Source organism: Crossiella sp. SN42 (genome assembly GCF_023897065.1).
In the GTDB taxonomy this organism is placed as follows: domain Bacteria; phylum Actinomycetota; class Actinomycetes; order Mycobacteriales; family Pseudonocardiaceae; genus Crossiella.
Window position 1 is genome coordinate 56,951 of the sequence record NZ_JAMHIV010000003.1, and the last position, 25,264, is coordinate 82,214.

The 25,264-nt window shown below is 68.3% G+C and carries 24 protein-coding genes; 11 read left to right on the forward strand and 13 right to left on the reverse strand.

Features of this window, described 5'->3' with window-relative positions; all coding sequences use genetic code 11:
- Positions 1–14: 14 nt before the first annotated feature.
- The 8 genes from M8C13_RS05065 to M8C13_RS05100 all read right to left on the reverse strand — a co-directional run bounded on the left by M8C13_RS05065 (position 15) and on the right by M8C13_RS05100 (position 11,076).
- Positions 15–1,196, reverse strand: coding sequence for a 3'-5' exonuclease (locus tag M8C13_RS05065; RefSeq protein WP_252479281.1), 1,182 nt, complete (start codon positions 1,194–1,196; stop codon positions 15–17).
- A gap of 833 nt (positions 1,197–2,029) precedes the next feature.
- Positions 2,030–2,752 (reverse strand): hypothetical protein, encoded by a 723-nt coding sequence (locus M8C13_RS05070; RefSeq protein WP_252479282.1) that lies wholly within the window; start codon positions 2,750–2,752, stop codon positions 2,030–2,032.
- Between the two features lie 804 nt (positions 2,753–3,556).
- Complete coding sequence (locus tag M8C13_RS05075; protein WP_252479283.1) at positions 3,557–4,450, reverse strand: IS982 family transposase; 894 nt, start codon at positions 4,448–4,450, stop codon at positions 3,557–3,559.
- Positions 4,451–4,512: 62 nt separating this feature from the next.
- Entirely contained in the window at positions 4,513–6,012 is a 1,500-nt protein-coding gene (locus tag M8C13_RS45290; RefSeq protein WP_252479284.1) for a pentapeptide repeat-containing protein, read from the reverse strand.
- A 202-nt stretch (positions 6,013–6,214) separates the two neighbouring features.
- Positions 6,215–8,410, reverse strand: a complete 2,196-nt coding sequence (locus M8C13_RS05085; RefSeq protein WP_252479285.1) for a pentapeptide repeat-containing protein — start codon at positions 8,408–8,410, stop codon at positions 6,215–6,217.
- 151 nt (positions 8,411–8,561) lie between these two features.
- Positions 8,562–9,770 (reverse strand): hypothetical protein, encoded by a 1,209-nt coding sequence (locus M8C13_RS05090; RefSeq protein WP_252479286.1) that lies wholly within the window; start codon positions 9,768–9,770, stop codon positions 8,562–8,564.
- Positions 9,770–10,270, reverse strand: a complete 501-nt coding sequence (locus M8C13_RS05095) for a hypothetical protein (protein WP_252479287.1) — start codon at positions 10,268–10,270, stop codon at positions 9,770–9,772. The genes M8C13_RS05090 and M8C13_RS05095 overlap by 1 nt, the downstream gene beginning before the upstream one ends.
- Before the next feature lie 380 nt (positions 10,271–10,650).
- A complete protein-coding gene (locus M8C13_RS05100) occupies positions 10,651–11,076 on the reverse strand; it encodes a hypothetical protein (RefSeq protein WP_252479288.1) in 426 nt (141 codons plus the stop codon).
- Positions 11,077–11,227: 151 nt separating this feature from the next.
- Between M8C13_RS05100 and M8C13_RS05105 the strand changes: the two genes are divergently transcribed.
- Positions 11,228–11,611 carry a MarR family winged helix-turn-helix transcriptional regulator gene (locus M8C13_RS05105; protein ID WP_252479289.1) on the forward strand — a complete coding sequence of 128 codons (384 nt, stop codon included), beginning with the start codon at positions 11,228–11,230 and terminating at the stop codon, positions 11,609–11,611.
- A gap of 50 nt (positions 11,612–11,661) precedes the next feature.
- On the opposite strand, the gene M8C13_RS05110 is transcribed toward M8C13_RS05105, so the two are convergent.
- The gene (locus M8C13_RS05110; RefSeq protein WP_252479290.1) at positions 11,662–11,910 is read right to left on the reverse strand and encodes a DUF2188 domain-containing protein; all 249 of its coding nucleotides are present in this window, start codon (positions 11,908–11,910) and stop codon (positions 11,662–11,664) included.
- 247 nt (positions 11,911–12,157) lie between these two features.
- A complete protein-coding gene (locus M8C13_RS05115) occupies positions 12,158–12,589 on the reverse strand; it encodes a hypothetical protein (protein ID WP_252479291.1) in 432 nt (143 codons plus the stop codon).
- Between the two features lie 174 nt (positions 12,590–12,763).
- Between M8C13_RS05115 and M8C13_RS05120 the strand changes: the two genes are divergently transcribed.
- Complete coding sequence (locus tag M8C13_RS05120) at positions 12,764–13,093, forward strand: hypothetical protein (RefSeq protein ID WP_252479292.1); 330 nt, start codon at positions 12,764–12,766, stop codon at positions 13,091–13,093.
- Positions 13,094–13,882: 789 nt separating this feature from the next.
- Entirely contained in the window at positions 13,883–14,524 is a 642-nt protein-coding gene (locus M8C13_RS45725) for a helix-turn-helix domain-containing protein (protein ID WP_374213029.1), read from the forward strand.
- A gap of 466 nt (positions 14,525–14,990) precedes the next feature.
- Here M8C13_RS45725 and M8C13_RS05125 read toward each other — a convergent pair whose 3' ends face one another.
- On the reverse strand, positions 14,991–15,731 hold the full coding sequence (locus M8C13_RS05125) for a GNAT family N-acetyltransferase (RefSeq protein ID WP_252479293.1): 741 nt from the start codon (positions 15,729–15,731) through the stop codon (positions 14,991–14,993).
- Positions 15,732–15,799: 68 nt separating this feature from the next.
- Positions 15,800–17,206 carry a competence protein CoiA family protein gene (locus tag M8C13_RS05130; RefSeq protein ID WP_252479294.1) on the reverse strand — a complete coding sequence of 469 codons (1,407 nt, stop codon included), beginning with the start codon at positions 17,204–17,206 and terminating at the stop codon, positions 15,800–15,802.
- Positions 17,207–17,346: 140 nt separating this feature from the next.
- Between M8C13_RS05130 and M8C13_RS05135 the strand changes: the two genes are divergently transcribed.
- Together M8C13_RS05135 and M8C13_RS05140 are read left to right on the forward strand one after the other, a co-directional pair.
- Positions 17,347–17,583 (forward strand): hypothetical protein, encoded by a 237-nt coding sequence (locus M8C13_RS05135; protein WP_252479295.1) that lies wholly within the window; start codon positions 17,347–17,349, stop codon positions 17,581–17,583.
- A gap of 305 nt (positions 17,584–17,888) precedes the next feature.
- Positions 17,889–18,176, forward strand: coding sequence for a hypothetical protein (locus M8C13_RS05140; protein ID WP_252479539.1), 288 nt, complete (start codon positions 17,889–17,891; stop codon positions 18,174–18,176).
- Here M8C13_RS05140 and M8C13_RS45295 read toward each other — a convergent pair.
- Complete coding sequence (locus M8C13_RS45295; protein ID WP_308202767.1) at positions 18,113–18,553, reverse strand: HNH endonuclease family protein; 441 nt, start codon at positions 18,551–18,553, stop codon at positions 18,113–18,115. The two genes, M8C13_RS05140 and M8C13_RS45295, sit on opposite strands and share 64 nt — an antisense overlap.
- On the opposite strand from M8C13_RS45295, the gene M8C13_RS05150 reads away from it, so the two are divergent.
- Genes M8C13_RS05150 through M8C13_RS05175 form a run of 6 tightly spaced genes read left to right on the forward strand, consistent with a single transcriptional unit; the run spans position 18,493 to position 24,277 of the window.
- On the forward strand, positions 18,493–19,986 hold the full coding sequence (locus tag M8C13_RS05150; RefSeq protein ID WP_252479296.1) for a site-specific integrase: 1,494 nt from the start codon (positions 18,493–18,495) through the stop codon (positions 19,984–19,986). The genes M8C13_RS45295 and M8C13_RS05150 overlap by 61 nt on opposite strands.
- Positions 19,987–20,036: 50 nt before the next feature.
- Positions 20,037–20,393 (forward strand): hypothetical protein, encoded by a 357-nt coding sequence (locus tag M8C13_RS05155; protein ID WP_252479297.1) that lies wholly within the window; start codon positions 20,037–20,039, stop codon positions 20,391–20,393.
- Complete coding sequence (locus M8C13_RS05160) at positions 20,384–21,721, forward strand: hypothetical protein (RefSeq protein ID WP_252479298.1); 1,338 nt, start codon at positions 20,384–20,386, stop codon at positions 21,719–21,721. Before M8C13_RS05155 ends, M8C13_RS05160 begins: the two co-directional genes overlap by 10 nt.
- Positions 21,718–22,752, forward strand: a complete 1,035-nt coding sequence (locus tag M8C13_RS05165) for a hypothetical protein (RefSeq protein ID WP_252479299.1) — start codon at positions 21,718–21,720, stop codon at positions 22,750–22,752. Before M8C13_RS05160 ends, M8C13_RS05165 begins: the two co-directional genes overlap by 4 nt.
- Positions 22,749–23,894 (forward strand): hypothetical protein, encoded by a 1,146-nt coding sequence (locus tag M8C13_RS05170; RefSeq protein ID WP_252479300.1) that lies wholly within the window; start codon positions 22,749–22,751, stop codon positions 23,892–23,894. The genes M8C13_RS05165 and M8C13_RS05170 overlap by 4 nt, the downstream gene beginning before the upstream one ends.
- Complete coding sequence (locus M8C13_RS05175; RefSeq protein WP_252479301.1) at positions 23,891–24,277, forward strand: hypothetical protein; 387 nt, start codon at positions 23,891–23,893, stop codon at positions 24,275–24,277. The genes M8C13_RS05170 and M8C13_RS05175 overlap by 4 nt, the downstream gene beginning before the upstream one ends.
- Positions 24,278–25,264 lie beyond the last annotated feature (987 nt).

The following is a 25,264-nucleotide window of genomic DNA, read 5'->3' on the forward strand; positions in this document are numbered from 1 at the left end:
TGGAGCCAGCTGAGTCACCCCGCCGCGGTCGAGCCCGCCATCTGCCGAAGTCGATCAAGTGCCGCGCGGCAGTCTCCGATGGCGCGGTGCCCGCCGTCGAGCTTGTGGCTCCGGAAGCCCGTGCCGCGGGCGTTGGGTACGGCAGCCCACACGGCGTGCCAGCGCATCGCGCATTCCCAGGGACGGGCCAGCCACTCCGGCTCTGGAGCATTGCCGCTGATCCGGTTGTACTCGGCACGTACACGGGCCTGATCGAACGAGGCGTTCCACGTGATCACGGTCTTGCCCTGCAACACCGCGTCCAGTTGCGGCCACACTTCTGTCATCGTGGGCGCGTCGACGAGCATGGCCGCGTCGATGCCGTGTTGTTGCTGCGCCTGGGGGCGAATCGCGGCTCCCTCGGGATTCACCAACGTGTCCAGGAGGGCCGTGCCGTCCATGCTCAGCACGCCCAGTTCGATGATCCTGCCCGCGAAGTCGGTGAGTTCGGTGTCCAGGACCACCGCCTGCTTGTTGCCGAGAGCTGTGGCGGCCAAGTGAATGGCGTTTTGCCGGGACACCGTCCAGGGTCGAGTTGCGAGGTCCGCCGCGGTTTCGGGCTGGAGTCGCTGTTGAACTGGGGGGATTCGACCAGGCACGTTCGGGCGCGGTGATGTGCGTGTCGACGGTTCTCCTCGCGTCGAGGCAGAGGCAGTCGGCGGTTCCGGGTCCCAGTTCGTGATCAGACCGGGTACGGGCAACAGGTGAGCTCCAGCGGCGGTGAGGACGGATACCTCAACCAGGCGCCCTGCGGCCACGGTCCTGTTGGCCATGAACCAGGTGCCCACCGCCAGGATCTCGTGGTCGCTGGTGCTCACGGCGAGGCCGGTGATGGTGAAGCGGCCGTGTGGATGCTGCGCGAACGTCGCGAACACCAGGTCTCCGTGGCCGATGCCGTCTACGGTTTTCTGGAGCACTTCGCGGTCTTCCTCGACGCCTTCGGCGGGGTCGAAAGCCGGTGCCTCGCTGGATTCGATTGCCAGGACCGATTTTTCGGGTTTGAGGCTGGACTCGATGAACAGCGAGCCGACCATGAAATTCTTCACGCTGGGGGAGAGGATCGCCGGACCCTCCACCACGAAAATCCCGTATCGATGATGTTGGAACGTAACTGTGAGCTGGTTCCCGTTCCGCAAGTTCGCCAACAACTCGGTCATGCCCTTGACGTCCCGGCGAGCCGGGGGCATCAGGAGACGAGACTTAGGCACGCGACGGTTCCTTCCGACAGATGTCAGTGGTTGCATACCGGCGCAGTGCGGCTGCCTCGTCACTGTCGGCACCATCCGTTGGTTCCTGTGCAGCAACCCACGGATGGGGTGAATGAGGTCAGTACATCGAGTGGCGGTGAGTCTCCTGCCGGAGGCAGGGCGCGGCGTCTAACGGGTAGAAAACAGTGCGCACAACATCAATCCTGCGGTACACCCGCGTATGTGGTACCGGGACGCTGGCTCGATCTGGAACTCCGGGCGGCGGGCTTACTGCAAGGTCGAGTTCGATCACGAAGCCCCCAGAAGACTCCTATCAGCATCTGGCGGGTGCGGATGCTGCAGCACCCGCCGGGCCGGTCGGCCGGGCGTCTCGGCGTTAGGTCAGGGCGCGACGGAGCGATGTTGTTCGGATCGATTTTTCGTATTCGGCCGTGGCTCACCTGGTCGGGGTACTGGGTGGCCTTGGCAGGCAGCAGGATCCGGGAGGCCATGTGCGCCTGGGCCACATGTCCGGGCGGGATCTCCAGGAGGTCGGCGACACCGGTCCCAGATACCTGCGGCCCCACCGTGCGGACAGCGCGAGCAGCTCCGCCCACATCTGGGCCAGCTCGTTGAGCACCCCGGCATCACCGCCAGGTCAGCCGAAGGAGCCTGCGTGCCTCCGGCGGAGTGTTCGGCGACGCGTCGGTGGCCTGGTGCGGGAACACCGCCTGCCGGGACCGAAGTGCTCGCCGTCTATAGGGAAGTGCTCCTGGTGGACTGAGCGCTGGACCGTTCGAGTGTCACTTCTGGTACGTGTCCCCGGCGTAGCGCACCAGCGCCGCGCGCACTGTTGATAGCACCTCGAGTTTCGAGCTCGAGAGCGCCAGGACAGTCCGCCAGTCGTGTTCTTCCTTGAAGCCGTGTTCGTACTCGAAGGTCCGCCCCGCCCACGGGTCTTTGAAGCGCACCGCGATGTGGTGGCCGCCATGGTCGGGATGAGCTCGTACACAGATGCTGTCTAGCTGTGCCCAGTTCAGCCGCACACTCCGGTTCTTCCAACTGATCCATCGCCGGTCGGCGAGGCTCAGCCCGTCGGCGTCGATGATCAACGTGTCCCTGCCTCCCGAGTGCGCGTCGGCGGCACAGGCCAAGACTAAGATCACCATCAGCAGCAAGGGCATGCGGGGATCCATGGCCACCAGTTCGGCCCGGATCTGCGCGACCGGGTTGCCGGCGAGATACGCGAGCACGAGGAGGCTGCCGCACAGCCCCACCCACCAAGCCACTCCGGTGAGGGCACCGGCCGCTCGCGCACCGATCCGGGACGCGGAGGTGGTCAGGTGCACGATCACCGGCTCGGACTCGTCTTCGGCGCGCACCGGGGTGGGCTGGACCGCCCGTGACGCCGGTGGATGGGCGACGGTGAGCGCCACCACGAGCGAGGACACCCCGGTGACGAATGATCCCGCACCGGCGATCCACGACATCTTTTCCAAGTCCGACAGGTGCAACGCCACGGCCATGGCCGCACACGCCAACGCGGCAGATCCGCCCAGCCAGACGCGACTTTGCCGCATGGCATCATTATGGTGTCCGCCCCGTGTAGGGGGACACCAGCACGTAGGTGGTGTGCGCACGTTTTCCGGGTGGGAGCACCTGCCCAGGTGGGGCAAGCCGCTGTTGAGGGTCGGAGTCGCCGATCAGGTGCAGCGTGGTGCCGTTCGAGGTTGACCGGGGCCTCGACCGGGCGCGCGGGGCTACTTCCCGCACACCGGCTGGCATGCCTCGAAAGGCACGTTGCGGCCCCTCGTCATCGACGTAGCCGAACTCGAACCGTTCGATGAGTTCGGCAGGTGTGCCACCGGGCACCAGATCCGGTTGCGGCATCGGGGTTATCCCGCCCCAGTCAAACCAGCTTCGCCAGCCCGAACGGTAGAACCGAACACCCGAACTCTCTCCCGAAAACTAGGTGCGGAACCCGATCTGTTGACCGGACTAAGCGGAGACACGCCGGGCTGGTGTCGCGTCGGCTGGGCTGGACGTCGGTAGACCTCCACCTAGATCGTTGAAGGTGGGTGAGAACGTGCTGGTCGATATCGATCGGGACATCATCTCGATCCGGTTGCCGAGGTGGGGGCGGGTCGTTGCGAACGACGGCGTCGTGCCCTGGTTGGTGGCTGCTGACGCTGGACAGCCGGTGGAACCGGTTCGCCGTACCTGACCGATTTCGTCGCCAGGGACACCAGCCTCGGGTCGGTTCGCAGCTATGCACACGTTCTGCTGCGCTGGTGGCTTGTCCGGACCTAGACGAGTAATGCGTAAGTCGGTCAGTGGTCGTAGGCGATCAAAGACCGGGTGACGGGTTGGCCGGTGGCGCGGTTGTGCCAGATGGCGGCGGTGAGGGCCAGCAAGCGTTGGGCGATGCGGACTCCGAGGCCCTCGATGGTGCGTCCGCCGTGCTGTTCGAGGTCCAGCTGGCCTTTGAGGGTGTCGTTGACCGACTCGATGAGCTGGCGGATGGACTTGAGCAGTGGCTCGCCGGGATGGGGCTTGCGGTTGCGGTAGGAGGGCCGGATCAGCCGGGCTCCGCGTTGGGTGAGGTAGTGGTCGAGTTTGCCGGAGACGTAGCCCTTGTCGGCGATGATCAGCAGCCCGGGGCGGTCGGTGAGCAGGCGGGGTTCGTGGTCGCAGATCGCCATGAGCACCTGCCGTTCGTCGATCTTGGGGTCTGCCAGGGCCCAGGTGATCGGCAGTCCGGCTGGGGTGCAGACCAGGTGCAGGCGCAGTCCCCAGAACCAGCGGGAGTGCGAGCGGCAGAAGCCGTACTTGGCCCAGCCTGCCAGCTCTGAGCGCTTGACCGTGGGCCGGGACCGGCCGCATTCCACCGGGGTTGAGTCGATGATCCAGGTGGTGTCGGTCCACAGGTCGGTGTCGGCGGCCAAGCAGCGTATGACCTGCTTGACCAGTGGTAACGCGGCACGCAGGCGGCGGTTGTAGCCGGACTGGCCGGGCAGGTACCGGAAGGCGCCGGGCATCCGGGCGGGCAGGAAGCGCAGCCACCGGGCTTCGGAGGTGAACCCGAGCAGGGCTTGGGCCACGGCCAGGGTGACCAGCTCGGAGTCGGTGAGCTTGGGCGGTCTGCCCATCCGGGGCCTGCCCGTGAGGTGGTCGTCGATCTTGACGTAGAGTGCGGTGAGAAGGGTGTTCAGGTCGGTCGTCACAAACTGATCTTGGACACCCTTCGCCTGTCTTCGGCTACCGCCTCGACTTACGCATTACTCGTCTAGGTGGCGGAATCGGGGTTGCTGGGCAAGCCCTCGGGCGGCGCGACGTCGCGGCCCGGTGGTCGGTATGGGCCAATTTCATCCGAAACGCTGCCGCTGAACTCTGCCTCGTCGAAACGGATGTTGCGGCTGAACTTTGCCCCGTCGAATAAGGCGTCACCACCGAACTGCGCCCTGTCGAACTGGGCTCCAGCATTGAATTGTGCCCTGTCGAACTGGGCGTCGCTGCTGAACTTCACTTCTCTGAACAGGGCGTCGCCGTCGCCGAACGGGGTGTCGATACTGAACCGCGCCTTAGTGAACATAGCGTCCGCACTGAACTGCGCCCTGTCGAACCAGGCCCCAGCATTGAACTCTGCCTCGTAGAACTGGGCGTCGCTGCTGAACGTCACCTCGATGAACCTGGCGTCTCTGTTGAACTCTGCCTTGTTAAACCGGACATCGCCTCTGAACTCGGCATTGCCGAACATGGCATCGTTGAACTTCGCCCAACTGAACAAGGCGCGGCCACCGATCTGCGCCCCTTCGAACAAGGCGCGGCCACCGAACTGCGCCCCTTCGAACGAGGCGCCGCCACTGAACTTCGCCCTGTCGAACAGGGCGTCCCCAGTGAACTTCGCCCTGTCGAACTGGGTATCGCCACTGAACCGTGCTCTGGTGAACGTTGCGGCGTGGATGGCGATGTCGTCGAGTTCAAGGTTGATGAGGGTGGCGCCGGTGAGGTCGAGGGTGATATCGCTCCAGAAGGTGGTTACCGATTTATCGGGGTTGCCTCCGGGGTTTAAGTGGTGGGTGAGGATGCGCTGGGCGGTGAGGCGCACCTCGAGTTCTTGGGCTCGTTCGCGGTAGACGTCGCCGATGGCAGTGTTGGTGTCGTCTTCGGGTAGATCACCGGGCAGGATGTAAGGCATGCGCAGGTAGGCGCAGAGAACGTCGACGATGGTTTGGCGTTGTTCGGGGTGATCTTGCGCAAGGCGTTTGAGAGCGTAGAGACCGCCGAGGCGGACGGGGGCCTTATCGGAGCCGAGTTGCTCGACCGATTTGCTGTAGAGGTCGGTGATCCGGCGGGCTTCGTCGGCGCGTTCGGTGGCCGCGGCGACCCGTTCCTGGTGGAGCCGGTTGGTCTCGAAGGTCTCGCGTTGTAGGTCGTAGGCGCGGGCGATGTCGGCCTGGTCACGTTCTTTCTGGGCGAGTGCTGTGGCGGTGTGTTCGAGGGCGATTTCGGTGGAGCGTTGCCTGCGCCAGGCGATGTAGAGGGCGAGGATGCCGCCGCCGCCGACGGCGATGCTGAGGGCTGTGCTGAGGGCGGTGAAGCGGGCTGTGACCAGCGTCGCGCCATTAAGTCCGGCGGTTCCGGCCCACCACCACAGGGCGACCCCTGTTCCTGCGGCGATGGTAATGACCGCGCTGACGGCGAGCAGGATTTTTGTCCGGGATGGCGGCGGCATCCGCGGCGCGGGCGTCGGGGCCGGATCTGGTTGAGGGATGAGGCTGGTCACCTGACGATCATCGGCGTGCGATGGCTGATCGTGTCGTATGGGCGTCTCGAATTCACAACGATCATGGCGGCCGATCTTGGCGACGCGGGCACCGACCTGCCATGTACCCCCGAACTCCGCCACTACCTCCGCCAACTAGGCCCGAACACCGACCTGAGCGGACGTTGTGGTGGTCAGCGCACCGCTGACGCAGGGGGCGTGTCTACCGTTTGACGCGGGCTCGGATGGCCAGCGCGGCCAGGGCCAGCAGCAGCGGGCCGAGGGCCCGGCCGGCCATGACCGTCCACACCCCGGCGGGGGTCAGCCTCTGGTCGGCGTCGCGGAAGACCACCGACCCGAGCGCGATGCGGATCGCCTTGTCCATCCGGTCCGCGGTCCAGCGCTGCTCCGGCGGTGGTGGTGTTGCGGGTGCGGGCTTGACCTCCAGGGTGACCTGCTGCCCTCGCTCGGCCACCTCGGCGGTGATCGTGCCAGTGACCTGCTGCAGGCCGGTGCCCTGCGGCAGGCCGTAGGTGGTCAGCAGGACGAAGAGCACACCGATGGTGGCGGCCAGGATCGCGAGTGCGCGGCTGGCGCGTTGCCCGTACCCGGAGATCAGCCAGTACATCGTGAGCAGGATGCGTTCCGGGAGGCTGGTGGAGGGGGCGTGGCGGCGGGCCTCCATCTCGCCGTAGTAGAAGTCCCCGGCCCCGGCCTCGTTCTTGGCGTCCTCGAAGGCTTTGCGCAGCGACCGGTACACCACAGCCAGCCGCTCCGGACCGACCGGCGGACGCTCAGCGGTACTGGAAGGAACGGCATCACCGAAACTGGGGAGGGTGTTGGCCCAGCCGCTGGACTTGCATCGCCCGGCGCGCCACGGGTGTTCCTCGGCCAGTACGCGCCGGGAGGTCCACCGCCACACCGGTGGCCAGGCCCGGCCGGTCTGCCAGCGGGGTGGCCGGTTGAATGGGCTACGTCCTTCCAGACGGAGTTTGTCCAGCTGGTGTGCTCCGGCGAAATGGCACCACCGCAGATCCACATCGGCCAGCGTCAGCTGCGAGACGTCGGTCTCCTGTACTGACAACAGCGGCGGAATCCACTCCTCAAGGCCAGCACCGCGGTGCCCGGACGAGCTCGCGGGGTCGGCGAGGTCCCGCTCAGCCACCCACGTGCTGGCTTGTTCCTGCTCCGCTGCCACGGGCATGCCCAAGATTTCGAATGGTGCTGGCGCGCCGCTCAGTGAGGAGGGCGCGCCGAAGAACGTGCGCTGCAACTTGATCCTCGCGTACCGCACACGAATCTCCACACCACTTTCAAACCGCGTATCCCTGGCCGAAAGCCTGTTCGCCTCCACCTCAACAACGACTCGCTTCGCGAACGACACGCCGTCCACCGAAAGCAGGTTCGCCACCAGGGGCCCAAATATGTTGTCTCCGCTGAACTCCGCGCCGTCGAACCTGGCGTCCCTGTCAAACTTCACGCGATCGAACCTGGCATTCCTGCCGAACTTCACGCCGCCGAACCAGGCATTCCCGCCGAACTTCACGCCCTCGAAATCGGCGCCCCCGCTGAACGTCACGCCGTCGAACCCGGCGCCCCCGCTGAACGTCACGCCGTCGAAATCGGCGCCCCCGCTGAACTCCGCGCCGTCGAACCCGGCGTCCCCGTTAAACTTCACGCCGCCGAACCCGGCGCCCCCGCCGAACTCCGCGCCGCCGAACCAGGCATTCCCGCCGAACTTCACGCCATCGAACCTGGCGTCCCCGCCGAACTTCACGCCCTCGAAATCGGCGCCCCCGCTGAACTCCGCGTCGTCGAACCTGGCGTCCCTGTCGAACTTCACGCGATCGAACCTGGCATTCCTGCCGAACTTCACGCCGCCGAACCAGGCGCCCCCGCTGAACTCCGCGCCGTCGAACCCGGCGCCTCCGCCGAACTTCACGCCGCCGAACCCGGCGCCCCCGCTGAACTCCGCGCCGTCGAACCCGGCGTCCCCGCCGAACTTCACGCCGTCGAACCGGGTATCCCCGCTGAACTTCACGCCGCCGAAATCGAAGGTAGTGGTGGTGTGGTCGTTGAAGGTGGCATGGTCGGTGTGCTGTGGGACGGCACCGGAGAAGAAGCAGTGTTGGAAGTCTGCGCGGCCAAAGCGGGGAGTGCGGGGTGCGGGGTCTTCCCCCTCGGACATGCCTGCTAACAGCCGGTGGAGGAGCTCCGGGGTCAGGGTCGTGCCGCGAAGGTCCACATCGGCCCGGGGGGTGAACCGGGTGAGTGCGGTGTCGAGGTCGTCGGCAGTCAGGTGCGCAAGGCACTGGTCGAAGTCCTCAATCCTCCGGCCGGTGCACTGTCCCTCGTTCTCGGTGCAGGTGGGCCAGTTGGGTGTGAAACGAGGCCTGCTGTCGGTGGTGTCATCGGGCATCGCGCAGTTCTAGACGAGCATCATCACGGCCGGGGGTGCCGCGCCCTTCGAGCCTCAAACTCACCCCTGATGGCGCAGCGCTGGGTGTGGCCTTCGTGGGAGCCGCCCCAGCCATCGGTGGTTCGCGATGGTCGCAGATGCAAACAGCCACTTACCAGTCGAGCGGCTCGACCGCGCTGGTCAGGAACTCCGAGTCGACAGGCTCGGGCCGGACGAACTCCAAGCGGCTCAGCGAGCCGAAGTCGCTGAAGTGCCCCGGCTCGGTCTGGCAGTAGGTGACCTCCGTGGTGTGGGCCAGCGCGTCGGCGAAGACCTCCATGGGCGGCGTCCAGGCCCGGTACACCACCGGGCTGAGCGTGCGGTGGTGCAGCACCACCGTCCCGCCGCGGCGGTTCTTGGCGAAGCTGGCCGCGTTGGTCGCCCGGATCTCCTCGGTGCGCTTGTCCGGCGTGCGGAAGGTGCTGCCGCCGAAGGTCTTCGCCTTGCGGTAGTTGCTGATCGGGGCGCTGGGCGGGTGCCAGCAATCGGCCTGCATCCAGTGCGCGATCGGGTCCTCGGTCCGGCGGGGCTGGTAGTCCGGCTGCCCGAGACGGCGCCCGATCTCGGCGGCGAAGCGCCGTTGATCCCGCGGGTCCCCAGCCGCCAAACGCCGCCACCGCAACGAGCTCAGGACCTCGGCGAGGCTGACCGCCTCGGGGTAGAGCACCGCGAACAGCCGCGACGCGCTGAACGCGCCGGTGATGTTCCCGGGCGGGATGAGCAGTTCGACGCGCCGTTCCCACCCGTGCCACACGTCGGTCGTGGCGATCCTCTGGCGCGCGGGCCGGCCGAGGGTGTCCCAGCGGTGCGCGCAGATCAGGAACCCGGTCAGCACCGCGTCGAAGGTCGCCGCCAGCCCCCGGCGCCGCAGCAGCCGCAGGTGCTGGCGCTGGGCGGCGACCACCTCGGGCAGTAGATCCAGGCTGGGCTGGAGGTGGTCGGGATGGTCGGGCGGGCCGATCCAGACCCGGTGCCGGGTGCAGACGTAGCGGTGGTGGCCCAGCAGGTGCAGCACCGGGCCGCCCGGGTGCCGGGCGTCGCAGCGCCAGCAGTCCCGCTGGGGTTCGTGCCGCAGTGCCAGCCACTCCGGCTCGGGGTCGAGGACCTCGACCACCGCCCTGGCCAGCCGGGCCAGGGGCTGGTTGGCGACCGTGGCCAGCAACTCCGCATCCAGCCGCGGTACTCGGCGCCCGATCTGGCGGCTGACCTGCGACCACAACCCCGTCGGGGGCAGCTCGTGCAGGGCAGCGAGCCGGGCCAGGTAGGACAGGGCGATCTCGTTGTGGGCGGGCCCGATGGTGATCGGCAGACGCGAGACCATCAGGCACCGGCCTTCTTGGCCGCGGTGCGCGGCCGCGGCCGCCGCTTGGGCGATGCCTGCACCGCGGCGAAGTCGACTGGGACCAACTCCAACAGCTCCTGGGTCACCTGTTCCTGTTCGCCGACGGCCAGGATCGCCGCCCCGCGCACCAGCTGCGAGAGGCTGCCGATCATGCCGTCGGTGCGTTCGTAGAGGTAGTCGGCCAGCTCGACCAGGGTGCCCTGGGTGTGCCGGTGCAGCCGCAGGCTCGACTCCAGCGTGGCCACCAGCGCCCGCCAGTCCGCGCGCTGCGCCGCGGTGCCGTAGTCGAAGGAGGAGGTGCTGATCAGGGTGAACCGCCCGGCGATCTGGCGGCCGCGAACCCCGGCGAACAGGCCCTGGGCCTCGACGTCGATCCCGGCGTAGGCGAAGGTCGCGGGCAGGCGTTCGGCGAAGTACTTGAGCTGGTCGGAGACCTCCGCGCCGTTGCGGGTGGCCAGGTTCAGGGTTGTGGATCTCATCGACCAGCACGAGCTCGAACCGCTCGGTGAGTTCAGTCGGGGCGCCACCGGTCGCCAGATCCAGTTGCGGCATCGGGGTTCCCCGTCCCAGCCAGACCAGCTTTGCCGGCCCGAACGGTAGACCCGAACACCCGAAGCCACACCCGAAAACTAGGTGCGGAACCCGAAAAGTCGGAGCGGAAAAGACAGGAGGCCCACCGCCTCGGGGGGTGGGCGGTGAGCCCCCGGTGCCCTCCTGTCGCAGAACCCGGCCCCAGCGTTACCCCTGCACCCCGCCGTGCACCGGCACCACCGCGCCTCTCCGGGCCGGGACCTCGGCGTCTACCGCCCCTGCCGGCACCGACACGGTGACCTCCGAGAGCAGCCGCTCACCGCCGCGGTCAGGATGACCAACTGGACGACGGCATCGAGGAGCACCTGGTCATCGCGTGGACCGCGTCCTCCTGCTCGACGACCAGGGCGCGGTCGAGAGGGCCTGGCACTGCGCATCGGGCGAGCCCAACCTCGACACCGAGCTGTTCGCCGCCGGTGTCCGCGCCCACCTCGACCCGCGCGCCGACAGCGTCTGGGCGCTCGGCCACGCCGACACCGTCCACCTGATCGTCAGCTTCACCGCCGACCGCGCAGAACTCCTCACCGACCGCAACGGGCGCCTCCCGCTCCCCGACGAACTGGAGGAGCTGGCGCTGGCCCGGAGGAGGTCCTCCACCACCGAACACACCCCACCAGCGTCCCGGGCCGCCGCCCGCCGCCGACACCGCCGTAACGACGGCCCCGGCCTGCGACGACACCACCTGTACAGACATCTTCCCACGGGGGCTCGGGCAGAAGGGAGGCGTGATGTTCGCGTTCGACCTGGACGAGGTGTAAAGCCGCTGCGAGCCGGGTCGGGCCTGGCTGGCCGCCGCACGGGCCGCCGAGCACGAGCTCCACCGCGCGCTGCGAGAAGCCGCCGGGGTGGGCCTGATCCAGTTCCTGGCGCTGCAGGCCCTGGATACCCACGGCGGGCGGCTGCCGATGACCCGGCTGACCGAGGCGGTCGGCATCTCCAAGTCCCGCTTGTGCCACATCGTGGACGGGATGGCCACGCTGGGCTGGGTGCGCCGCGAACCCGACTTCGACGACGGCCGCGGCATCCAAGCCGTGCTCACCAACCTCGGCGCCGGCGTGCTCGTCCCGGCGGTGCCGGTCTACGCCGAGACCATGGCCACACTGGCCCAGACACCCCTGACCGGCCAGCAACGAGCCGAACTACGGGCGCTCGTCGATCAACTGGCCCAGCGCGCCGCGGCCCCGCCAGCCGACCGCAGCGACGCGGAACCGGCCCGCCGGATCGCCTAAGTCCCAGGCGACGGCCAGCCCTCACCCCTCCACCCGCGGCCGAGCGAGGGTCATCCCGGGATGTGCCGCGGGTCCCGCCCGCGGGGGTAGGTGTTGCGCTCGCCGATCGTGCCGTCGACCTTGCGGATGAAGTGCTCCACGGTGCCGTCCTCCAGCAGCTCGGCGCGCTCGATCGCGGCCGTCCGGCCCGCGGCCACGGCCTCCTCCCGGGTGTCGTAGGTCCCCATCACCTCGCCGGTGCCCTCGATCTTGTTGTGCCACCGGCCGTCCTGGTGGAAGGTCTCCACATCGCCCCGCATGAGGCCACCTCGCTCATCCCCGGCGCCCAGATCGGCGCGTTCACCCCGAGATACCCGCCGCAGCCCTCCAGACACCTGGCCTTCGCCGAAACCGCTGATCCGGGGCGTGATCAGCACCGAACTGGGGTGGCTGAGACACGTCCACACCGCCTGCGCGACCGTTGCCGCTCGCCACCGGCCGGCGCGCCGCCAGCAGCGAGCCGCACTCGCGCCGACGCTGCTCGGCCAGCACGGCCGAGGCCGCTCACTACTCCCAGCCGAAGCGCTCGGTGCGCGCGTCCAGGCACAGCCGCCAGCACGTGTCCACGACGTCGGCGATCCACTTCCGCCCCACCACCGCGGGATCGCGCAGATCGTGCAGCATCAACGAGTGGGCCACCATCTCCCCGAGCACGGTCACCGCGTCCTCGGGCAGGCCGGTCAGGAACCTCAACGTGAAGCTCGGCAGGTCCTGCCGGTCCTTCTCGGTGCTGAAGTCCTCCTCACCCTGGTGGTGCCGGACCGCACCGGCGTAGTAGGCACACATCATGTGCCCGGCGGTCTGCTCCGCCTCGCTCAACCGGGCCTTCTGCACCTCGGAGGCATAGCGCAAACCGCACTGGTTGGCCTCGTAGTTCGACCAGCCCACCAGGGAAATCAGCTTGATCAAGCGGTAGTTGTCATCCACAGCTGCGAGCATGCCGCACGATCATCAGCACCGTGATCTCCAGCCTGACCACACCCAGCGGGGACGACGACGGCGACCACGCCGAGCGGCCGGAGCCCGGGGGAGGACTGCGCCGCCTACCGCCAGGCAGCACCGCTGCGGCGAGTTCGACGAGCAGCCGCGCACCACCTTGGTCAGGATGGCCAGATGGACGAGGGGATCCAGGAGCACCTGGTCATCACCGCCGACCGCGTCATCCTGCTCGACGACCAGGGCGCGGTCGACCGGACCTGGCACTGCGCGCCCGGCGAGCCCAACCTCCACGCCGAGCTCACCCACGCCGGCATCCCCACCCGCCCCGACCCGCACACCAGCACCGGCACGCCCGGCTCCAGCGGCACCATCCACCTGGTCGTCGACCTCACCGCCGACCGCGCCGAACTCCTCACCGACCAGGACAACCGGCTCCCGCTCCCCGCCGAGCTCGAGGAGTTGGTGCTGGCCTGGCTCCGCTGGCGCGCCGACGACTGCGAATAGACCCCGGAACACCGGGACAGCGGTTGCCCACCCCGGCCAGCCGGGCCAAGGTCAAGAAGTTCCGGCACCGGAGCGCGCGAGGTCGCGGTGGGGGAGGAGCGAGGTGAGCGGCAAGGACTACATCACGCTGGGCGAGACGCTGCGCACCTACCTCGCGCTCGACCGTCGGCGCCGTCGCGGAGAACTGACCCTCGGCCAGCACTGCCCCGGACGCCGAGGCCGGTGCAGCTCTGCCGGCCGTGCAAGCGGGCCCGCCAGGCCGCGGTCATCCTGGTGCGCAGGCCGGTCCGAGGTCTCCGCACACCGACTTCCGCCGAGGTCGCCGAACTGCTGCGCCAAGACCAGCACCGACACCGTCCCCGACGACTTGCCCCGCTCACCTCGGGAGCTGGATCACAGGCAGCTGGCCGGATCACCGTGGTCCGGGGCGGCCTGCCCGGCCTGGGGGCCCGGAACCGATGAGTGCCTGCCTCGAACCGGTGTCCACAGTGGACTTCCACTGGGTGCTGAGAGGGTGTTTCCGAACTGCCACCGTCGTGTCCTTAGTGGACAGACAGGCGCTCGTGGGCGACTCGCACAGATCGACCGACCAGAGCCGCCTCCTGTGCCGTTCGCCACTGCTGACCTGCTCTGATAGCCGATCGGCAACGATTTTTGCTGTGGTTCCACCCGTGTAGCCACAGCGTGCATCGCTGCGTGGATCTCCTGGACACGACATGGTCGTGATCGTCATCGTGGGGTCCGCACGGGCCGCGCGGCGGCCCTGAGGATCGGAGGCTCGTGGTGGCAGTGCAGTGGGAGTCCAGTCCCCCGGCGGTCCGGGCACTCGGGAGGTGGCTGCGCGATGAGATCGCAGCCACCGGGCTGACCCACGCCCGGCTGGGCGCCAGGATCAGCTGCCACGGATCGACGGTGTCGCGTGCGTGCAGCGGACGCGCTGCACCCCGCTGGGGGCAGGTCGCCGCGATCGTGCTCGCCTGCCGCGCGGATGTCGACATGGCACGCCGGCTCTGGGAGGCCGCCTCGGAGGCTCAGCAGGCGTGTCGGGCCCGGGCGGCCAGCGGGTGGCCACCTGCCGAGATCCGCACGCTCGATGAGCTGAGCACGGCTCTGAGGCAGCTGTGGATGGGCAGTGGACTGTCCCAGCGTGCGATCGCCGACGCTGACGAGACCGGCTGGCTGGGGCGCTCGACCATGGGTGCGGCGCTGCGTGGGAGCCGGAGGCCCACCCGCGGGCTGACCGAGGCGCTGGTGCGTGCGTGTGGCGGGGACGAGCGGAGCGTCGCCGCCTGGCTGACGGTGTGGGACAGACTCGACCGGGCCCGATGCCGGGATGCGTGGTCCCTGTCGGCGTGGCGTGCCTACGAGCGGCGTCGCCAGTCGTGGCCGCGGCGTCGGGCGAGCCTGGCCGCGTACCAGGCATCCCGGTAGCAGGCGCCGTTGGTCAGAGGGATGGACGGGAGGGGCCGAGAGCCGGGAGACTGGGCGGGTGCGCCAGCGACAGGTCGATTCCGCGATGCGGGTGTGGTGGAGCGGGCCAACTCCAACGTGCCCGCGGTGCCTGGCGACCCCCGACGACCAGGGGGATCGCTGGCTATGCGACTGGTGCGGCTGGACAGAGCCGATCACCGAGATCGACAGCAAGCTCGCCGCGCGGAGAACGCGGAGAACCTGAACGCGCGGTGAGCTACCTGCCCCTCGGGCACGAGCAGCGGCGCAGCACGTCCAGCGCTCACGACACCCCGGCCCCAGCCCGCGATCACCCCATCCGGGCCACCGTGAACACCGCGGCCCCACCTCGGCGTCCCCACCGGCGCGAGCACCGCGGCCACCGTCTCCAGCCGCATCTCGCACACCCGCGCAGGCAGGGGGAGCGGTCCGGCCGCCCCGCCGGCACCTACCCGCGGCTGCGGGGACGACCCCGCACGAACAGCTGCTCACCCTGCTCCGGGACAATGCCGCCCGGCACCCCGAACACCGTCCACAGATCCAGGCTCTGCCCCGGCTCATACACCTGAAACCCTTGCGCCGCATAGAAATCCGCCAGACCTGGCCGCTGCGGCATCTGCCCGTACACGTAGAGGTAGCCGTGGTAGAAGAACAGCCTGCGCACCGCCGAGAGCAGCGCGGCGCCGACCCCGCGCCGCCGGGCCGAGCTGTCCACCACCAAGGCGCTGACCTTCGCCAGCCCGCTGACGCCCTGCACCAGCACCTGCAGGTTGTGCTGCGCCGCCGCATCATCGGCGATGAGGAGCCGCTCGGCCACGTTCGGGGGCGGGAAGGCCACCACCACGCCGAGCACTCCGTCCTCGCGGTGCTCGGCCACCAGCACCACCGTGGCCGCCAAGTACGCCGTGTCCGGCCCGACCGCGAACGCCTCGGCCATCGCCCGCAGAAACCCCGGGGTGCCGTGGTTCTCCCCGCGCTGCGCCAGCGCGGCCCGGTGGGCCTGGCCCACGGTGCCCTCGGCCAGGCCGGCCTCCACCCGCTCACCCAGGTCCACCCCGGCCTCCGGCAACAACCTGGTGATCACCGGCAAGTCAGCCGTGGTCGCCAGGCGCACCCGTGTCCTCGGCACCGCCGTCGTCCACCCCTGGAGCAGTTTCCGCTCGCTCAACGTCCGCAGGTCCTTGCTCATCCGGCCAGCATCCCGCACCAGGCGGCCAGCACCGCGGAACCCGGCCGAGCCACTCCAGAACTGGCTGGTCACAGCAGGGACAGCTGCTCGCCCTCGGGCAAGTCGAAGTGGGTGATGCGCTCGGCGCTGATCGAGCCGGTGGCGATGAGCCGCTGCACCTCACCGGCGTTGCGCACGAAGACCAGCCTCCTCCCGGGGAGGCGGTGAACCGACGCGGGGCTGGGACGGATCACCGCGTACCACTCCTCGTAGGAGCCGAACTGCGGAGCCATCAACATCACCGCGACGCCGTAGGCGTGTTCCCGGGCAGGCTCATCCCCAAGCTGCACTCGGGTACCCGCTATCCGCCAGGCCGGGGGAAGCCCGGTCTTCATCACAGCGGTGCGCACCAGCGCGAACAGCTCCTCGCGCTGGGCCGGTGAGACCTCCCGCCACCAGGCAGCGGCGGCCTTGGCCTCGGCCTTCTCCCGCCGCTGACGCTCCGCCTCTTTCCGGACTTCCTGCTCCCGCCGCGCCTGATCCTTCAGGTCCAGCTCCCGTCGGCGCCGAGCCCACCGCGCCTCCTCCTGTGCCTGCCCGGCCCGCCGCACCCGCTCAGCCTCAGCTCGCCGCGCATCCTCGGCCAAGGCCTCCTCGTGGGCGCGGAGCAGCTTCTCCTGGTGCTCGCGCTCGGCCTGCTCGCGCTTGCGCTTCTCCTGGCGCTGCCGCATCAGCTCGTGGCGGCCCTCGGCCTCCACGCTGCGCCGGGTAGTCCAGATCGCCGACCGCCACGCCGAACCGGAGCCGAACAGGACTCTCCGGTAGCGCGGCAGGACCTGGTGGAAGAAGACCTGCTCGCGCAACACCCACCCGAGCGCCTCCGGCAGGCTCACCTCCGCGGCCTTCCAGGAGCCCTCGCCGAAGTCGAACCCGGCCACCCCGTCGACCACCAGCCACGGCCCCTCCCGATCCGGGGCTCGGACCTTCAGCGACGGCACCACCCACGGCCAGGACACCCCGCCGGCCACCCCGACCCAGCACACCGCGATGCCGTCCTCGGCGTAGCGGCCGGTGCGCGCGGCGATGTCCTCGCCGCTGATCGGGGAAAGCTGGACTTCCCAGGCGACACGGCCAGTCCCGTCGTGCGCGCTGGAGAGCACATCCGCCCGCCACCGCCCATCCGGTGCGCGGACCTCCAGCTCGGCGTGCCAGCCCAGCGCGCGGATCGTGGTGGCCAGCTCCAGCTTGAGCAGGTGGTGCTCCAGCGACTCATTGTCCCAGGCGCACTCGGTGGGCCGGCCGGGGTTGTGGGCGAAGAACCGCAGGCTCCGCGGCCGCGGGGATACCTTGGCGTGCACACCATGCCCGCAGTCCGGGCAGGTCAGCGCGACCCGCGGCCGGGCCTTGTGCACCTGCTCCCACACCAGGCCCGCGCCGAGGTCAGACCGGGTGGCGTCGACGCGCCCGGCTTCAGGGTGGATCGCAGCGAAGGCCACCTCAACATCCCTACACCAGCAGCAACACCCCAACTACGGCCACACCACACCCCGCACAGCCTGGCCCCCTGCCACCTCGGTCCCGCCCCACGCAGTGCGGCAGAACCACCACGCCGCGGTTGTAGGCACCGTTTTCCGGGGTGGTGCCAGCAGGCTTCAGCCCGCGCGGCCAGGACGACCCGCAAGCCGGGAGAGTCGCCCCCGTGCCCGGCCTGCTGGCCGCGCTTGGACTGGCCACCGAGGCCCGCTGCGCCGGGCACGCCGCCAAGACCATCGCCACCCAGGGCGGCTGGCGGCCCAACTCCCGGGAGCTGTACCGCTACATGCAGATCGTGGACCGGCGGAGCGACAACGCTCTCAACGGCATCGGCCCCTAACCCCGCCGCTGCCCCGGCCGGCCGGGACACGCTCGTTCGCACCACCGGTCACCGTCACACGCCCTCAGTGCCCGGACTGGTCGTCACGCCGGTTCTCTGGGGATCGCAGCGTGACGCCAGGTTCTGCGGTCGGTTCTTTGCAGCTCAGCGACCTTGATCGAGAAGCGTAGTGATCACGACAGGTGTCGTGCAAGCAGCTTGGATGCCAGTTCGACGTGGAGCCAATTTAGGATCGCGGGATGATGCGGTCGGCTTGGATCAAGTGGGCTCGTGGTGTCGAGCACCAGCAAGTTCTTGCTCGTGCAGTGCGCGAGTTCGACTTCAGCTGGGCGCATGCATATGACCGGACTGACAATGTCAGCGCGTTCAGTGACGCGTTGGTGCGCGCGCAGTGGCGCTTGAAGATCTTGGTGCCCTTCCCAGAGCGGTGGGGTGTCTTGGTCGGCGACGTGCTGACGAACCTGTGCGCGGCGTTGGACCACACGCTCTGGACCGCGGTGCTGACGCATTCGGGCATGTCGGCCCGGCCTCACCGGATCACCTTTCCGCTGACAACCGCCAGAAAGAACTTCAAGGGCTGGGACGGGTCCTGATTACCCTTGGAGCGGTTGGAGGACGCGGAGACCGCGATCAGCTGTGGGCTGGCCAGGTCGTTGGCGAAAGCCCTGCGCCGGGCGTTGTCCCATGCCCAGGTGCCGGAGCGCCACCCCACGGCCAGCGGCACCATATGGTCGATGTCCACTTGGGATGCTGAGGAAAGAATTCGGTTGTCGTACAAGGACTTCAAGGTGCCAGTGACGGCGCGGCAAGTGGTGTCGGTGGTGACGTCGGATCCGTCGCGGGCCAGCACGACCTCGCGCTGTTTCCCGTCAAGTTGCGGTGTTAGATGACCCAGTGTTAGGTGGCGCAGTGACGTCGCGTGACACCGATGGTTGGGAACTGGTGTGGACGGAAGCCGCTTCTCAGCCACCCGCTGGCTTCGATCGGGCGCTGGATGAGTTCCTCGACATCAGCGAACGGGAAGCGGCGCTGGATATTGCTCCGCGTACACCGATTCTGGTGTCACCGGCGGGCGAGATCGATGACCAGCTGATCGAGTTCTTCACCTCGCCGTCGTTCGCTTCCCTGAGCCAGGCGACTCGGGAGGGGTACGCGAAGGACATCCGGTTGCTGGTGGCGCATTTCGCGGCGCGGGGCATCGACTGGACCGAGGCGACGACCGAGGACCTGCGGTTGTTCAAGGTGTGGCGGCGTCGGCGGGACCTCAACGAGCGGGCGGTCAGCGGCGCGAAGTGGGCCCGGGAGAACGCGGCGTTCACCAAGCTCTACACCTGGGCGTCGGCACCGAGCAGGCGGCATGTGGAGTGCAACCCGATCGAGTACGAGACGGTGTATGTGGGCCGGGGCAAGACCGTGGAGTCGAGCACCCTGTCCGATCCGGACGCGGTGACCACACGCGTGGTCTGGGCCACTCCGCGGACTTACCGGTTGTGGCGCGATGTCGGGCTGCTGGGCTATCAGGTCGACGGCACCCGGGATGAGAAGTGGCGAGGCCGACTGGCCAGCCGGAACCGTGCCTATGCGGACCTGTTGTTCGGCAGCGGGCTGCGAAACAAGGAGGCATCGAGCCTGCTGACGGTGGAGATCCCCACCCCTGGGGATGAGGGGCCGTTGCAGTCGGCGTGGCTGGGGCGGGAGGTGGCGAAACGGCGGGGCCGTACATTCTACATCCTCGAGGACGCGGTCTCCCGGATACAGGAGTACGTGCGCCTGTCCCGGCGGGCTGCGGTCTCGCGTGCCCGCCGGGCCGGCCGCTACGAGGGCCCGGGACTGATCTGGGTGAGCCAGGTCCGGGCGACTGGGCGCGGCATGGCGTTGCGGATCGACGGCCGCAATCACTCGCTCGATGATCTGGCTCCGGCGATGAGGCAGCGGCTGATGAGGCGTACGGCGGAGGGTCCGGAACCGCTGTGGTTGTGGCTGAGCGAGGCTGGGGCGCCGTTGGCGCCGGAGTCGTGGGACGGGGTGTTCGACGCGGCCAACGAGCGGGTAGCGAGGATGTTGGGCGAGGTCGGGAAAACACCGGTGCACTTGACCGCCCATTCCCTGCGGCATTCCTACGCGCTCTACATGCTGATCACCTTGCATCGGGCGATCGACCTCCAGCGCGGACACGTGCCTGATCAGGGTTACGACGAGGATCGCTACCGGCAGGCGTGGGACATCGTGCGGGATCTGCTTGGTCACCGCAGCACCGAGACCACGCGCTCGATCTATCTGGAGCCGGTCAATGGGGTCCGCATGACAGATCTCCTGGGCCAGGATGGGGACCTGGACACGGTGTTGGGGCGGCTCGCCGCGGTCGAGCCGCGGGTGCGGGATCTGGCGGCCGGCACACGGTGAGCGGAACGCGAACATGCCGGCGGTCCGCGCTACCGCCGCAGGATTTCACGTTGCCACCCGAGCTGGACGAAACCGGGCTGGTGGTGTCGGCGGCCACCAGCGACGGCTCCGAGCATCATCGGTTCGACCTGGGCCGATTTCCCGGGGATATTCGGCTGCGACAGGAGATCGCCGGAGTGCTGGCCCGGCTCTGCAACGAGGGTGGGTCGTGGCGGTCGATCTGGACGATCCGCAGCCACACCGCACTGGTCGGGAACTTCCTGCACTGGCTGGACCGCCAGGACATCCGACCGGGCACGGTCGCTGAGCTGAGGCGCAGCCATTGGGATGCGTGGGTACTGCATTGCGCGCCAACCAAGACCGGCGGTGGTGGGGGCAAGGTCAGCAAGACAGGACGGTGTTGCTGAAATGTCCGTCGCTGACGGCGGAGACCCGCGCCGCGCTCCGGCGCCGGGTGGGCAAGCCGGCGCCGAAGGAGGTGGTGGAGTCCTACACCACCGCGCAGTTCGCGGCGATCCGGCGGGCGGCGCTGCGCTGCGTCCACGCGGCGGAAACCCGGATCTTGGGCAACATGGCCGTGCTGCGCCGGTTCTGGGCTGGTGAGGACCTGGACACGGCGACGCTGGCCAAGGCTCGCGCACTGGAGTTGGTGCTCGATGGTGGTGAGTTGACCTCGGCCGACTATAAGGCAATCGATGCCTGGAAACCCGGTCGGCCACTGGTCACCCTCGCCCGCTACAGCTTGTTTCTGCGCTGGGACGAAGCCTGGGCCTGTGCGGTGCTGCTGGTGTGCGAGAACGGGTGGAACAGCACGGTCATCACCCGGGCGACGGTGCCGAGCACAGCGGCCAGCGCTGGCGAGGAGGTCACCATCTACACCCAAGACCTGTTCAAGCCCCGCCGCGGCCGGGAACGGCACATGACTAACAACCTGGTCGACGACGGCCAGGACGGACCTGGCCGCACCATGACCCGCATCATCAACGCCACCGAACCCGCCCGGCTGCGCCTGGCCCGGCACGGGGAACCCACCAACCGGTTGCTGATCTGGCTCAACCGGCGCTACGCCACCGTACGGGGACGGGCGGCCTTTCGCGTCGGCCCGCCAACAGAGAAGCGGTCGCGGCGGGTGAGCCCGTGGGTGACCGAGGACCTGCCGAACATCACCCTGATCGGGCTGCGGCAGGTACACCAGAGCCGCATCAAGCGCAGCAGCGGCCAGAACTCGCGCCACGTGCACGAGGACGTCTACCTGCTACGGGACGCGGTGGTGCGGCAAGAGTCGGAGGGGCTGATCGCCCAGGGACAGCAGAACGCCCTGGACGCCGCGCTGGGCCGGTTCCGGATGCGGCTGCTGGATGAGGCCGAGGTCGACCAGCGGATCCGGTCGGGAGCGGCGGACACACCGGTCGGGGCGTGTGAAGACATCCATCACCACCCGGTCACTGGTGAGGTGTGCCGGGAGAATTTTCTGGCCTGTCTTGGTTGTGAGAACGCGGTCGCGACTCCCCGGCACCTGCCCCGGCTGGTGTTTTTGGCCGAGTGCCTGGACGAGCTGGCCAGCGCCCTGCACCCCGACGACTGGCGGGACCGCTGGAGCGAGCCCTACATCCAGCTGACCGCGCTGCTGGACACCCACACCACCCTGGCCGAACGCGGGCAAGCCCGCGCCCACGTGACCCCACTGGAGAAATCCCTGATCGATCGACTGCTGCGAGGAGAGTTCGCCCCGTGACGTCCCCGCTGCCCACTCCCTCGACGTCCTCCTCGCTCCTGCCCGTGCCCTGGTCGCTGATGCGCGGCCGAGCGGCCATCGTCGATGACCGGGCCCAGGTCCCGCACGCACGCCGGGACACTTTCGAGGCCGACAGCTGGTCGCTGGACGTGATGGGGCTACCGCCGAGCATTCCGCGGCGGACGCTGCTCTGGCCCCGGTTTCCCGCGCCGTTGCGGGAGGCGTTCCGCCGGGCCGCCTACCTGCTGATCAACGCACCGACCCCGGAGGTGATGCTCACCCGAGCGGGCACGTCGATGGTCGAGTGGCCCGCGCCCAACTCGATCCGCACGATCGTGATGGCCGACTGGCTGCACTTTGCCGCCTGGCTGCACGAGCGGGGCTACACCACGTTGCGGCAGGTCGACCGGGACGCGTTGGAGGTCTACGCCACAGCGCTCAACCAGCGAGGTGGGACCTGGCGCTCCCGGCACCGGTGTTTGCGGTCGGTGTCGCGGCTGTGGGCAGCTGGCCCGGCCCTGCCCCACGAGGACCAGCTGGTGATGCCGCCCTGGGAGGACGAGGACATCAAGGGCTACCTCTCCGGGGAGAAGGAAGGCGGTGATGCCGCCACGCCGGTGATCCACCCGAACGTGATGGCCCCGCTGCTGGCGTGGTCGCTGGCCTTCGTCACCGACCTGGCCGAGGACATCATCGCCGCGGTCGAGCATGTCGAGAAGGCCAAACAGGACTTCCCCGCCGAAGCCCACTCGGAGGGCCGCGCTGCCGCGCTGGCCTTTCTTGTCCGAGTGCTGCGCGAGTCCGGCGGCACCCTTCCCGCAGTCGTCCACAATGGACATGCTCGTCCCGCCAACGTCTACCTGGCGGTCACGCACGGCGGCTTCCACCCCAACGATCTCAGCTACCTGCTCGCCGGTGACCGGACGCATTTCACCCTCGATCTCGACCAGCCGCAGCCCCTGCCGATCCCGGTGACCGGACGCATTTCACCCTCGATCTCGACCAGCCGCAGCCCCTGCCGATCCCGGTGACCGGACGCATCGACGGCCGCCCTTGGGCCGATCATCTGGACTACCGGGATCTGCCCACGTTGAAAAACTCGCTGATCGCGGCGTGCTTGGTGCTGACCGCGTACTTGTCCGGCATGCGCCCCTCCGAGGTTCTCTCGCTGATGCCCGGATGTTGCCCGGCCCCGGCCCAGCGCGAGGACGGAGCCCTGCGCTACGAACTGGTCGGGCGGCGCTACAAGCGCGTCCACATCGACGGTCGCTCCCACCACGAAGGTGCCCAACGCAACTGGGTGGCGATCAAGCCCGTCGCCCAGGCCATCGCGGTGCTGGAACGGCTGGCACACAACCGCTACCTGTTCACCTCGCCGCGCGACTCCGACCGCGCCATGAACGCCAAGAGGGCGACCGAACGGATCGGCGCGTTGATCAGCACCGCCAACCGGCTCACCGAAGCCCTGAGTCTTGGAGACGCCTACTTCATCCCAGCCGACCCACAAGGGGCGGTGACGTTGCGGCGTTTCCGCAGGACTCTGGCCTGGCATATTCGGCGGCTTCCCGGCGGCCGAGTCGCCCTGGCCATTCAGTACGGCCACCTGTCTCTGCGCGAGGGAGAGAGCTACGCCGGGCTCAAGGACATCGGCCTACTCACTATGCTCGATGCGGAAGAAGGCACGGCGGTCATCGACGGACTGCACGATCTGCAGACCGCGCTGCGCCACGGTGAAGGCGTCTCCGGGCCCGCAGCGGACCGGCTGCTCACCGCGGTCGACAAGGCCGCCCGCTACGAGGGCGTGTATCTCACCGCCCGCGAGTTCAAGCAGATCACCAACGACAGCGACCTGCAGGTCTTCGACAACTCGGAGGCCTACCTGTTCTGTGTTCACGATCCCGATCGCGCGAAATGCCACCCCAGTCGCCGGGCCGCTGTTGGTAGAGCAGGCCCTGACCTGAACAACTGCCACCAGGACTGTGCCAATGCCGCCCGCACAGACGCCCAGATGGCCGGCCTGGCCGCCAAGATCGAGCGGATGCGGGCTGAGGCCGCCAGTCCTCTCACTCCCGAGCCGCTGCGGCTGCGGCTGGCCGCCCGAGCCGAGGACTACGCCGGGATCATCCAGCGGCATCACACACAACGGCGAACCTACGGCGAGGACACCGCGTGAACCCCAAGCACCAGGCCGAACGCGAAGCCCTGCTTGCCGCCATCGACGTCGTCCTGGCCGGACCGCCGGAACACTGGACCCAGACCGCCGTAGCCAAGCGGGCCGGTCTGCATCGCAGCCGACTGGCCATTGTCCACACCGACCTCAACGACCTGTTCAAAGCCAAACGGGCCGCGCAGTCGTCGATGTCGGAAACCGAGCGGAAGCTGCGCGACCAGCTCGCCATGCTGGAACGGCGAGTGAAGACCCTGCGCGACGAACGAGACAGGTGGAAAACCGCAGCCCGCACGTTCGTCAGAGCCATCCAGGTCCTCAAGATCGAGAACAAGCGGCTAAAGTCCAGGACAGCCAGCAACATCCGTACGCTCAGTCCCCGCCTATGAGATTGCGGCGTCTCGGTCGGAGCGATCAGCACGTCCCGGTCCTGGCCTCTTCTCACCACGATCCCGCGCTGGGCGCGCCAGCTCGGCCAATCAGCCGAGGCCGCGATCCTTTGAGCTGTCGAGGTGCTACCTGTGGTCAGCGCCGCACTGAAGCCAGACTCATCCCTAGGCTGAGCCGTCCAGGGGCGCCGACTGGCCGCTGACAGATCGGCGGGGTGCGCTCATGTATCGAGCGCACCCCGCCATTATGAGCGCGAGGGCTAAGCTAGGGGAGGCAGAAGATCACTCCGGTGTAGTTAGCGGGTTCGGGCGGCAGAGCAGCACGCGGCACGTGCCACCCCACTCTTTGTCCTCTGGGCGCATTCTGACAAGAGAGGTTGACATACGCGTTGCCGCCACCGCCGTTATGCCACACGGGTGCGATCGGGCGGACATAGTTCCAGCAACTCGTCCAGTACAACTTCCAGCCACCTGCTCCATCTGGCTCTGCGGACTTACCGCACGCACGAGGGCCTGCCTCGGTGGCGGGGAGGATCGCCACAGCAGCGCTGGGCTCAGTTGAGGCTTCGGGTGCAGCCGATGCCGCCGGAATGGTGTCCGGTGCAGCCGATGCCGGTGCGATCGCGGGAAGCGTCAGTGCCGTCGCGGCGACCAATATGGTCAACAACTTTCTCATGTTTACCCCTCGAAACTGTCACTGTGCAGGACCGTCGGACTGCTTGCCTGCGCTTGCAAAATCAATAGCGACTTAGATCAAGCAGGAGCCGACCTGCTGAGAAATACATTATCCTTGAGAAATTAAGTAAGTGGCTGGCCGGCGACGCCTTCCGGCCACCTACCCCTGCGGTCTTCCGGGGACCGCGGGCTTGTGTGATTGCTCGGCCAACCTCACCACCGAAGTTGGCAACTGTTCCGCGGCGATCAGGGTGTTCAGTACCCCTTATTCACGTGAGCTCCACGATGTCAGCCGGATGTGGAGCCATCCTT